Origin of the sequence: Blautia sp. AM28-27, from assembly GCF_003480905.1 — a bacterium.
Classification (GTDB): Bacteria; Bacillota; Clostridia; order Lachnospirales; family Lachnospiraceae; genus Fusicatenibacter; species Fusicatenibacter saccharivorans.
On the sequence record NZ_QUJK01000027.1, the window covers coordinates 14,565 to 27,381 of the forward strand.

General features: G+C 41.6%; 8 protein-coding genes and 1 pseudogene. 2 read left to right on the plus strand and 7 right to left on the minus strand.

The genetic code is table 11. The features are described 5' to 3' along the window. Window positions 1-26 precede the first annotated feature (26 nt). From DW743_RS17300 to DW743_RS17315, 4 genes are read right to left on the minus strand one after another with little or no spacing between them, the layout of a single operon-like run. Window positions 27-1,535, minus strand: coding sequence for a hypothetical protein (locus tag DW743_RS17300; protein WP_117762235.1), 1,509 nt, complete (start codon window positions 1,533-1,535; stop codon window positions 27-29). A gap of 17 nt (window positions 1,536-1,552) precedes the next feature. Continuing rightward, window positions 1,553-2,452 carry a carbohydrate ABC transporter permease gene (locus DW743_RS17305; RefSeq protein WP_117762236.1) on the minus strand — a complete coding sequence of 300 codons (900 nt, stop codon included), beginning with the start codon at window positions 2,450-2,452 and terminating at the stop codon, window positions 1,553-1,555. Window position 2,453: 1 nt separating this feature from the next. Beyond that, window positions 2,454-3,392 (minus strand): carbohydrate ABC transporter permease, encoded by a 939-nt coding sequence (locus tag DW743_RS17310; protein WP_117762237.1) that lies wholly within the window; start codon window positions 3,390-3,392, stop codon window positions 2,454-2,456. A gap of 14 nt (window positions 3,393-3,406) precedes the next feature. Then, window positions 3,407-6,235 (minus strand): extracellular solute-binding protein, encoded by a 2,829-nt coding sequence (locus DW743_RS17315; RefSeq protein WP_226906430.1) that lies wholly within the window; start codon window positions 6,233-6,235, stop codon window positions 3,407-3,409. A 434-nt stretch (window positions 6,236-6,669) separates the two neighbouring features. On the opposite strand from DW743_RS17315, the gene DW743_RS17320 reads away from it, so the two are divergent. Next, complete coding sequence (locus DW743_RS17320; RefSeq protein WP_117762239.1) at window positions 6,670-7,602, plus strand: helix-turn-helix transcriptional regulator; 933 nt, start codon at window positions 6,670-6,672, stop codon at window positions 7,600-7,602. A gap of 117 nt (window positions 7,603-7,719) precedes the next feature. Here DW743_RS17320 and DW743_RS17325 read toward each other — a convergent pair whose 3' ends face one another. From DW743_RS17325 to DW743_RS17335, 3 genes are all read right to left on the minus strand, one after another. Further along, window positions 7,720-9,315 carry a glycoside hydrolase family 43 protein gene (locus DW743_RS17325; protein WP_117762240.1) on the minus strand — a complete coding sequence of 532 codons (1,596 nt, stop codon included), beginning with the start codon at window positions 9,313-9,315 and terminating at the stop codon, window positions 7,720-7,722. Between the two features lie 53 nt (window positions 9,316-9,368). Then, window positions 9,369-11,276, minus strand: a complete 1,908-nt coding sequence (locus tag DW743_RS17330; RefSeq protein WP_117762241.1) for an endo-1,4-beta-xylanase — start codon at window positions 11,274-11,276, stop codon at window positions 9,369-9,371. Between the two features lie 124 nt (window positions 11,277-11,400). After that, window positions 11,401-12,204: an AraC family transcriptional regulator gene (locus DW743_RS17335; RefSeq protein ID WP_158568593.1), complete on the minus strand. Its 804-nt coding sequence runs from the start codon at window positions 12,202-12,204 to the stop codon at window positions 11,401-11,403. Window positions 12,205-12,471: 267 nt separating this feature from the next. Between DW743_RS17335 and DW743_RS17340 the strand changes: the two are divergent. Beyond that, a pseudogene (locus DW743_RS17340) lies at window positions 12,472-12,817 on the plus strand (hypothetical protein); the annotation flags it as partial.

Below are 12,817 nucleotides of genomic sequence, written 5' to 3' on the forward strand. Positions count from 1 at the left end.
CCTGCCTCCGTTCTGTTTTTCATATCCTATTGCTTATAATCTCTAAAGATATCTGCCTGATCAATTTCATGCTTGATCGCTTTTATTTTACCCACCAATAACGGGATACAAAGCACTGCGAATACTATGATAAAAATAACACCGATATGCTCTTCTACCCATTCCTTACGATACTGCTTAAATGCCTTTGAATAGTTTTCATCGTCCCATTTCAGTCTGAAATAATCCAATGCTTCTTCATATTCTTCCTGGCGAAGCAGAGAACGTCCGATACCGATGTATGCACGATCATAGTTACCATTCAACTCCAGAACTTTCTGCCAGCTGTCACCGGACTCAGCATACTCACCTGCCTGAAACTGATCGATCGCCTGATAAATATACTTACCAAATTCCGTAGGTGTAAATATCGCCAGACTGTTGTCCTGTTGATCCAAGACCAGTAAATCATATCCCATATGATCAATGGCGCTTGGAAGTTTGAAATACCCGTCCATATTACCGTTTCCGCCGAACGCAAACAACATACGCCCCTGATCGTCATAAGCAAATAAACGGCCTCTTACTTTATCTAATCCCACATATACATCATTATCAAACGCTGTGATATCTGTGATCAAAGAAGGACCGGAATATCCGCCGCCATCCCCCCAATAGATATCACCAATAATATGCCATTCACCATTTCGGATCAGAATATCGCTTCCCATCATATTCAGGCGGCGAATTGGATCTGCAGTCCCATCCTCCAATGTTGACTTTGTAACATGAGTCGTACATGCATAAATAAATCCTTCATAATCCATATAAATGTTGTCGTATTCGGTTGGTACAAAAGATTCCATCTGTTCTCTCTGTGCCTGTGTAGCAAAGCGCTTCCAGATGTAATCCGTCCAATCATAGGTGACTTCCGTAGCTCCTATAAAACCGGAAAATTCCCCGTCTGCTTCGAATTTGATCAAGCCCTTATTCACATTGGTTGCCACACAATATACACGGCCCGCAGTATCGATCGCAAGCTTGCAAGGCAGGAAACTTAAATCCTGGTCAAAAGTAGCATCCACAGGCTTTGTAAATTCCATGACGTAATTCAGATCCATATCCAGCTTCAATATCCGGCTATTATTCGTGTCAGCAATAAATATGTAACCATCATCTGTAACCGCCACATCCTGCGGAGAGGAAAAGGTTTCCGGTCCCTCACCGCCCTTAAAGCTGTCAATCACACGAATCAATTCCAGAGTCTGGGAGCCGGTTCTTTGAATTTCCAGAATTCTGTTATTACCGGTATCGCAGATATAAATCATATCTTCATACACAAACAAACCGGATGGGGTTTTCAATCCTGTCTCCAGACCAAAATCTACGGCTGAATATACACCAGACACTTCATATGCATCCGGAGAATACTGTATATCTCCCCAGTAATCATAGTTGTACGTATAACCCTCATCTGCATAAACTGCCATAGCGGAGCTTAGTGCTATCATCATACCGATCAGCAGTGCGCTAAGTCTTTTCATTGTTTTTTTCATAACCTGCACCAACCTCCTTAATCTTTCAAACCGGAACTTGCCATTGTCTCCAGGATCTGACTTTCTGACAATATGAAAATAAGGATCGGTACTGCCATAACTACTACCGTAACTGCCGCTGCCTGACCGGTTCTTGCAATACCACCGCTCTGAATCTGCTGCAAAGCATAGACCAGGGTTTTTTTCTCCTCGGAATAAATGAAAGTCGCCGCCTGATTATTCCAAAGTCCCTGTACAGAGAAAATAATCATTGTCAGCCACGCCGGTTTTACATTCGGCATTACGATACTGATAAATACCTTCCACTCATTTGCACCATCAATCTTGGCCGCCTCGATCAGAGACATTGGTAATCCTTCCATAAACTGTTTCATAAGAAACAATCCCATGGGAGACGCAAACGCCGGAATAATAATTGCCCAGTATGTATCAATCCATCCCAATTCGTTGATGATCAAATAGTTGGGAATTGCCGTTATATAACCACTGAACATCAACGCGACTGTAACGAGTTTGAAAAAGGTCTTTCCCCCGGGAAAGTCATACTTCGCCAACACGAAGGCAGCCATGGATGCCAGGATCAGGTGTCCCGCTGTACCTACAACCGTAATAAATACCGTATTGAACACATATCTGGGAAATGTAACCCAACTCTTTCCCATGGTTACAAATAAATCTGAAAAGTTATCCAGTGTAGGATTCTGAGCAAAAACCTTTGGCGGAAACATAAACAACTCATCCAGCGGCTTCAATGCATTGTTAATAGCAAACACTAATGGAAATACCATCATTAATGCTACCAGTATCAAAAAGAAGTAGATGATAAAATCTCCAATCCTGGAACGATTCGGCTGTCTTCTTTTTAATTTTACTAAATTCTTTTTTGTCACATTTGCTTCTTTTTTCTGTTTCTTCATATCAGGTTCCCACTCTTCTTAACATGCTTTGAATTGCCTTATTACACAAAATCATAATCAAAAACAACAAAGTTGCAATTGCAGATGCATAACCCATTTCAAATCGGGAATAGCCGTAGTCAAACAAATGGGTGACAACTGTTCGCGCTGCATAATCTGTACTCGGATAGCCGCAAAGCGCCATGGTTACATCGCAAACACCAAAGGACTGAGTAATGGACATTACCGCGCCAAATAACAACATCGGTTTCATATTCGGCAGTGTGATGTACCATAATTCCTGCCAACGATTTCGAATACCGTCCACATAACCTGCTTCATACTGAGCACGGTCAACCCCCTGCAGACCTGCTACAAAGGAAAGGAAGCCGGTACCCAAACTCATCCATAAAATAACCAGCATACAAATCGGAAGCATGTAATCCGGATCCGTCAGCCAGAGGATCGGCGAATTAATAATACCCATATTCATCAAAGCTGCATTTACATATCCGTATGCGTCGCCTCTGAAGAAGATAGAAAAAATAACGTACGCGTTGCCCGCAATGGAAGGAGCATAGAACACAACAACAGCAATCGTTCGAACCCATCGTGGCAATTCGTTGATCAGCCATGCAAACAGGAAAGAGGCGATATAGCCCAACGGTCCTGTGATAACAGCAATGACAAACGTATTTTTTACACCGATCAGAAATACATCATCCTGTAAAATTAAGTTGATATAATTCTGCAGCCCGACAAACTTGGGAGATTCCAGAATGTTGTAATAAGTAAAACTGTAAAAAATAGAGGTTATAACCGGCAATATGTAAAACAAGGCAAATATTATTGCATACGGCGCCAGAAACGCATAACACATTTTACTCATTTTGGCCTTTTTTATCGCAACCTTCATATTATGCCTGCGCAACATGAAATATCTGCGGATATATTCTTTCATTTCTTACTTACCTCCTATTCCAACGGCAGACCAAACTCTGAACGTTTCTTGGCAATTTCTTCATTAATGGTAATGGTATAATCAATAATTGTCTCTCTCGGATCTTCCTGGTCATTAATAACCTTTCGAACCGCATTTGTTATATGCCGTCCCGTATAGTATCCGCCAGGGATTTCACGAATTCCTACCGTTTGACGCCACTGCTCTGTTAATACTTCAATATCATCTGCAGTCCATGCCAGCTGGCTGAACGCATTTATATTTGCGGTTGCATATCTTGCAGAAGATCCGAGCAACGCTTCAATTTCACGGCCAAAACGTACCTGCGTGTCCGAACTTGCCCACCATTTCATGAATTCCCACGCTCTCTGTTTTGTATCCTCATCATCAGAAGCAATCATCATTGTCCCACTGCCGGTAATAAAGTCGGAACGATCGATGTAAGTATTACCATTTTCATCTGTTTTTTCAGTACCAGGAATTAATGTAAAGTCCCATAAGCCTTTAATCTCCGGCGCAGATACCATCAAGGTATTGTACGTCGAATAGCTCGCAATACCGATAGGCATTTCACCAGAACGGAACCGGCTGACAAAATCAAAATAGGTAGGAATTCCATAATCCGTAAAGAATCTGGTATATACATCAAACGCTTCAACACCCGCTTCATCGTTGATCTCAGCTTTGGTTCCTGCTTCGTTGTACAAATCTCCGCCGTACTGGTATAGCAAACTGAAATATAAGGACAGGTCTGCTGCGTTGGATGCAATCGTTGTGCTGGCGCTTGCGCTGCCGCTGCTGCCTGCCGCCGATGGAATGCCGATGGACATATTGTTGCCCTGAATGGTAGGAAGCATTTCAATCAAATCCTGCCAGGTCTGGGGAACTTCCAGTTCCAATTGTTCCAAAACATCGGTTCTATAGAACATCACATTAAATGTCTGCGTTTCAGGAATCGCATAAATTGCACCGTCGAGGCAATACTGTTGATATGAACTTTCTGTATAGCTACTCAAAACCTCTTGATAATCTTCAAACTGAGTAAGATCTTCAGCTGCTCCACGAAGCGCATAGTTCACAGGCTGGTCAGCTCCGACGGAAAGAACCACATCCGGTCCTCTTCCTGCCATAACTGCACTCAGCAAAGCATTAGCCGCTACAACTTCCACATTGACCTTAATTCCCGTATCAGGAGTAAAGGTATCGTCCACCATGGATTTCAAAATAGTGCCCTGGTCACGACCGCTCAGGATCCAAACCGTAACTACTTCTTCATCATTCTCCTCATAGACATCACCAACCGCATCATAGTCAACGTAGAAAGTTGCCGCAAATGCTTTGATCTCATGCCACATTTTAGAGAAGAAGTTCGCTTCGTCTTTTTCCGGTTCTGTATCTGTGCTGGTAATTACCAGATAATCGATATCCAGTTTCGTTTCACCCATATTCAGAACCGCAGTACCGAGAGAAGTAATATTGTCTTTAAATGTTGTAAACTCTTCCGTAATCTTGTTCGGCTTTTCTACAAATCGCTCCAGCTGCTGCGCAAGAGTCTGCGCCGTCGCAATCTTATCGGCTTTTTGTCCCGTATAAGCAACCATTTCATCTACAATCTTGTAGAGGCGTTTGGATTCCAGATCCATAGCTTCCATCACTTCCGGATATACCTGATCAATATTGTAATCGCGGTATTGATCCGGCGTTGCTCCGGTATATACCAAAAGTTTCCTGTAAATCTGATTCAGACGATAAATAGAATCTTCCAGTTCTTCCAGCAGAATACCGGAACCGCCCAATGTAGCTTCCAGACGAATGGTATGTGTTCCTTCTGTAAGATAAATTTTATACGGATTTCCATCTGCATCTGCGAGAGTCAGATTGTTCCAGTCATTCTCATATTCGAAGGAAATCTCTTCCATTTCTTCAAATGGGATTTCTCCATCGATATATACCGTTCTGGAAGATACACTGCCGCGGGCATAATTCTGTCTTCCCTTAACAGTAATATTGTAATAACCGTCCTCCGGAACCGAAAACTCCCATTCGATCCACTGGCCTGCACTGCACCATGTTTCTCCGCCTACATAATTCAGAATTGTATTCGTCACACTGTATGGCTGAGTGTTCGGCGCCGATTTGTCATATTTCGCATACAGAGATGATTCTGATCGTATCGTCGAATCCTCTCCCTGTACCACCTGCACATAATTAATATTGGTTTCTGAATTTCCTTCCCCCGGACAGTTTGCCAGATATTCTTCGTATGTAACGGAATCATCGATTGCAGCCAGTGTGAGTTTTTTCAAAACCATGGGTTCGTTTACACCTTCCATGGTGATCGTATTCTCTCCGGCTTCAAAATAAAACTGATAAGGATTTATGATATATCCCATATCATCTTTGCAGAAAGTGCTCTGCCATTTGTAAACTTCCACCTGCGAAGGACGAATTTCATTTCCCTGATTGTCTACCTTAGGTTCTGAGGCGTCTGTCCAGGTTCTTGTAAAAATAATGTTTCCCGCATCATCAAACGGAAGTTCTCCATTGATGTATACAGAACGTTCGATCGCAACCCCTCGGGACTCTACTGTTATATACTCCAGATAAAGGTTGTAGAAACCTGCCTCAGGAACATTTACCTTCCAGGTAACCGTGGATTCCGTATCTGTATAAAGAGCTTTCTCTTCCCCCTCATAATTTTCATATACTTCTACGCCTTCCCCTTCCATGTAAGCAAACAGATCCACTTCTATATCTTCGGCAGGACATGCTGCATCTTCATGGGCATTCAAATACTTTGTATATGTACCTTCTCTGACGGCGCCTTCTACATCAGCGCTCAAGTCGACCCCTTCATATTTCTGTTGAAAATTTTCCACCGGTCTCAAGTTCAATAATACACAAATAACAAGTACTATCAGGACACCGATTATAATAATTGCTTTTTTTACAGACCCCTTCATAAATGCCTCCATGACTTCTACTAAAATAATAGTAATAATATATTTGTCTCTTGTATTTGTATTTTACTATGATTTTTAACATATTGCTTCTTAGTTTTTGCTATTCGTTCTTCATCCTTTGCTCACTTTTTGTTCAAATTTACTTTTTATCTATTTATTATTGCCTTATTTGCGTCAAAATGTTACACTTATCTTATAAAATCATTGTGTATTTCATTTCTTTTTTGTGCTTTATTTATAATATTCACCAAATTAGGCGAGCGCCAAAAAACGCAAAATTTAATTATTCTTATTTTGCTATTATAGGAGGAAGTATGACGAAACTTTTTAACGGAAATCATTTAGATCTATACAGTATCAACAGCGATTTTACCGGTTCCAGATATTTCACAATAGATCAGGAAGAAGTAGAATTCCATAACGCTACTACTATACGCATCTGGTTCAATGAACAATCGGCGGACTTCCCTTCCCACTGGCATACCGCCATGGAAATTCTGATGCCGGTTGAAAATTACTACGATGTCATCGTTAACGACAGCAGCTATCACCTGCTGCCTGGTGAAATTTTAGTAATTCCTCCCGGCGAACTCCACGAACTGATTGCTCCGAACGAGGGGAAACGATTCGTTTTCCTGTTTGACATCACTTTAATTACCAAACTGAAAAGTTTCTCCGGCATTCAGTCCCTCCTGGCGCAGCCGCTTTATGTCACTCCCGAAACTTATCCTAAAATTTACAACGACATATACCAGTTGCTTACGCAGATGTGCAACGAATATTTCAGCCAAAAAGAATACAGCGAACTGATCATTTACTCTCTGCTTATCAATTTCTTTGTCAAATTTGCCTACAATCGCATCAACGCAGAAGCTTTGTTTCCAAAGGTTCAATTAGATAAACAGAAAGAATATATACAGAAATTCAACGCTCTCATGACCTACATAGACACGCATTATACGGAAAATTTAGATCTTGAGACCGTTGCCAAATCTGTCGGTTTTAGTAAATATCATTTCTCCAGACTGTTTAAGCAATATACTAATTTCACTTTTGGAGACTACTTATGTTACAGACGCATCAAAGCCGTTGAAGAACTTCTGGCCAACACTGACCTCTCCATTACCGAGGTTGCTATCCAGGCAGGATTTCCCAGTATCTCCACTTTTAACCGGCTCTTCAAGCAGCACAAAAGCTGCACTCCCAGCGAGTATCGTTCCAAAGAACATACTTTTCATAACCCATAAAGCAAAACACCCCCAAACCCTGCCGCTTGTGCAGATGTTTGGGGGTGTTTTATTTTACGACCGCAGTGCATTTAAAAATTCATTCCTGTGTATCTTTTGTTTTCCATTCGACAAGTATTATCTGTATATAAATTCAGAAAATCCCGCACTGCCTCCAATTTCCTTTGTAGCGTATATGAACAATCCAAACCGACAGCCGGTAAAATGATCCATCTTGAAATACAGCTTCTGGCTGATTCCTATCTGTTTCCAACCTTCTCCTGCATCATAATAGAATCTTGCTTCATCTTTCATGTTTTCAAATTCTGCTTCCACCCTGAATTTCACGTGATCTGTATGGATTTCCACTTCTTCCTGCAGAATGCCTGCCTGCGTGTCCTTCTCCATTCCCTGCAGAGATGCGTTATCCGCCGGGCGGTTCTTCATTACTGCAAACAATTTTCCGTTCTTCTTTGTGACAGCCACAAGACCGTAACATCCCTGTAATGCACAAAGTCCTGCATAATCACCGTCTTTCAGCAAAGAAGCATCTACCGTTACCTCCCCAACACAGCCCGGAAAACGCATTCTCTGCGTCAGGGTATTTTTCGCCTGTGTTACATTTTTGCAGAGCTTATCCGTGGTAATTTCCACTGTTCCAGTCTCGAAATCTCTTTTGATCAGAGACAAATCCGGTTCATGGTTGATCTGCCAGCAGCTTTTCAACCCAAAACTGTCATAATCATACTGTTTCGTCATTCTTCCGGATGCCTTTACCTCTCCATCCACAGAGAAACCGCCCTTAAAATCATCACTCTGTACCAAAGGAAGATATTCATATCCCGGTCTGGTACTTACCGTTTCAAAATCAGCCGGTACTTTTCCGTCCACACCAAACACCGGATAATCCTCTTCCCATCGGATCGGAACCAGTACCGGAATACGCCCCACTGCCCCTCTGTCCTGAAACAACACTGCATACCATTTCCCATCCGGAGTGTCTACAATTCCTCCCTGGGCAACTCCCTGATTACAATATCCCATATCATCATTCAGCACATCGCCGCCTGTGAATTCTCCTTCCAGAGAATCCGACACGAAACATGCCTCCACCCGTTTCCACTCTTTTCTCAGAGAGTGAATAAAGAACAGATAGTATTTACCGTTTATTTTATAAAAATGAGTACCTTCATAACCAAGGCCGGGATGTCCTTCGTCCTTGACAACAATTCTGTCGATACCGCCTTCTTTCGGACCGCTCAAATCCGCATCCAATTCCTGCAGACGAATGTATTTGTTTCCCGATGCTATGTAGACTCTGTCATCATCATCAAACAAAATGGAACAGTCATGATAAAAGCCCTTGATATAACTCTTTTTCCACGGTCCTTCGATAGAAGGCGCTGAATAAATGTATGTTTTCCCGGTATCATTTGCCACAAAACACACATAAAAGATTCCTTTATGATAACGCAGGGAAGCCGCCCACATTCCCTGTCCGTATATATTTTCCTCCCCTTCTATTTTCTGTCCCGGAGTGGAATCCAATACATCATAGACATAGGATGCATGCTCCCAGTTTACCAAATCGTAAGACCGCAGAATTTCACATCCAGGCATAAAGTGCATCGTTGTGCTGACCATATAGTAAGTATTATCGACCCTGATGACATCCGGATCCGGATAATCCAAACGGGTGATAGGATTTATTTCCTGATTTCCTGTATTATTCATAGTTATCTCCTCTCTATATACTGCATAATTCTTTCATAGGAATCCCGTACCAGTTATACGTTGTTCTCAGCACCTGCCGCATTCTGAGAAACAACAGAAATATCAATATCATCCACATAAAAATCAGCGCTTCCGTCCGTTTCCAGATAAAGATTTGCTGAATTTAAATCCTCCGGAATCGTGCACTCTGCCGATACTTCCACCCAATCATCCGAAGCATTTTTTTCTATGAGCTGTTCGGATACCGTTGTATCTAATCCCATTCGGATCTTTTTATCCTGTGTTTTAACAAATGCTGTTATTTTCACAGTTCTGCCAATATAAGAAGACAGATCCATCTTCATGGATGCATCCTGTTCGCTTCTGCTTATTTTAAGAGCATATCCTATTACGGCATCTTCTGTATGATTTTCTGTATTTACCATTGTAATGACCGACTGATGTCCTGTTCCACGGCTGTAAACCCCTACGCTCTGCGGCGTTACTGTTTTCGTTTTACCGTCCTCCACATAGGGTTCAAAAGAAACATGCATATCTTTTGCGTTAACAGCGAGCTTAACCGCTGTCAATGAGAACTCCTCACCTTTTCCGGCCATAACCATCGCTTCAAAAGCGGGTTTCTTTGACAAGTCACCATTGAAAAGCAACGGATTTACATCAGTTCTCCAGGATGCGTCATCGGTCAATCCCCATATTGTGACGGATGTAAGATTTACCCCACCTTTTACTTCCTCTATCAACCTTGCAAAAAAATCATAGTAGAACTTTGCCTGGTAGAATTCTGCATTTGCGTCACTTCCTGTACAACCGACATCCAGCTCCGTGATATGTATTTCATCCACAGCTGCATCATACTTTTCCAGCGCAGTCATATACTGTTCAATATTCTGCGTGTCATCCAGATGACCCTGCATTCCAATTCCATCGATTAGACCATCTCCATATATGGTTCCATCTCCATCCGGGTGAATCACCGGACTGGTAACTTTTTCATGATTTTCATTCCATGGTTCTTCCGTCAGAAAATGTACAATTGCATCGCTACGGGAAACCACCCATTCATTATAGTCGTTATAAAACAGTTTTGGCTGAATAGAAGACAGATCATCCGTTTCCGGATTCAATCCATAAAGGGAAGCATACTGATTGGAATACAGAACTTCTGCTTCTCTTGCGTATAAAAAGCAGTAATACAGATAGTCCGGCCCTATAATCTGATACCAGTAACTATTGCGCAAACCATCCGGCTGACTCTCATCGCATGCTTCGTTTACCACATCCCATGCATAAATAATATCAGCATACCCATTCCGATAAGTGTACTCCAATACTCCATATATATAAGTTTTTAACCTTTCCAGCAAAACTTCACGGCTCACCAGACAATCTTCATCCAGAACATCTGTATCGCTAACCGTCAGGTTTCCACCAGAATATGCTTTAAAATCTTTTGCAAAAATAGATGGATTGACCTGTGCATGCCACACAAGTACATGTCCACGGACTTTTACTCCATTTTCTTTGGCCCAATCCAATAATTCCTCCGCCGCAAAATCAACGGTAAACAACGTTTCCGATGAGGCATCAAAATTGTAAGCCGGTTTGAATTCATTGCCAAACGTAATACTGTTATACATTCTGCTGATTAATGCTTCTTTCTCCGGATTACCGATTTCTGCAAGCTGATTGTTCCAATGGTCAATGGCTTCACAGCCGGTTCCCAGCATAAAATATTCTTTATAAAGTTCATCCAGTTCCTCATAAGAACTGGTATCTGCATATTTTCCTGTGTTGGTTTCTGATTCTTCCTGCATGATTTCCACCCTTTCTACCGTCTCCGATTCTTTTTGTGATGTTTCAGACTCTCCTTTCGTCATCTGTTCCGCAAATACGCCAAAGAGCATCGCAACCGCCGCTGGCAAAATGATCAACATCCACTTTTTGTTTTTTCCTGTTTTCATCCCAAACGCATTTCCCCCTTGTCTTTTAGCATCTCCCACATGATTTTATCTAAAGTGTAACTTTTTTCTTCTTTTTTTTCTTCTTATCACTTGCTAACCTGCTCCCATTTGTTGCTGAATGTTCTTAAATGATGAAAGTACTATTTTTTTCTGTCGTTTTGCGATATTCTGTGGGCGTCATCCTCATGATCTTAAAAAATGCCCGGTTGTAGTAACTGATATTGTTGAATCCACAGGAAAGAGCGATTTCTGTTACTTTTTTGTCTGTCAAAAGCAATTGATTGCAGCTTTGCAGGATACGATATCGTATCAAATAACGAAACGGTGTCATTCCTGTTAATTCCTTAAAGGAACGACAGAACTGCCCTTCACTCAAATGGGCATATTCTGCCAATTCTTCCAAAGTGATATTCTGATGATAGTTTTTGTGTATATAAACAAGGGAATCCGATAACTGATCGGCATTTACATAAAATGCTTTCTTTCCTCCGATTTTGGATATGTGGTGATGAAAAAGCTTATCCCATATCAATAAAGAGGTTCCCCTCATATAGAGTTCTCCTGCCTCCTGGTTTTGAATGATCTGGTTTAAATATGTAAGAATCTCTTTCTGCCAGTCAATCCCCTCCGTCAAAACCGTCGCGAAAGCCAGATTATTATGCAGCACCGGCAGTACATAGGTGTTATAACTGTACGTTTCAGACTCTGGGAACAAGAACATCGGCGATAAAACAAAAGCATAAAACGCCGGCGGGATTTCTGACCGACTATTGGCGTAATGAAGCAGCCCAGGCGGAATAAAAATCCCATCTCCCGCCTGCAGGACATACGATCGATCTTCCATATGAACGGTGATTTCTCCCTGTACCAGCACTAAAAACTCCATTTCATGATGCCAATGGAGATATAACACCGGTTCATGATCCACGGCCGCCTCGGTATAGTGAACCGAATACGGAGCCGCTTCTGTCTGATGTGACATATTTTCATAAAAAGAGTCATTGGTATAAGAATTCATAAAATCTTCTCCCCGGAATTCATATTACAAAAACCATATCACGAATTTTTTAACACATCAAGATTGTGTTAGTTTTTATCAAGAAAAATCAAGCCATCAAAAGTCATCATTGCTATAATAAATTAACAGAAATCCAATGCTGTTACAAATAAGATGAATTTCAAGAGAGGTGTATGCATGGGAAAAATAGTGTTAGAACAGAATCGATTGATCTTTCAGAGAAGAGACGAACTGGTAGTCATTGAAGCATACGGCAGGAACTGTCTGCGAACCAGAGCGACCAGAAATGCCTGTATCTCGGATGAAAACTGGACCTTACTTCCGCCTGCGACGGAAGACAACTGTATCATAGAGGGAAACGAAGATTTTGCCACAATTACCAATGGAGATGTGAAAGCCACGATCGAAGCGGGATTTCCATGGTATGGCGGCATTATCTGTTTTTACCGAAAAGACAAATTAATTTTAAAAACTATAAATGAGCAAATCCAAAATATTGCACAAAAGAAAGACACCCTCTGTA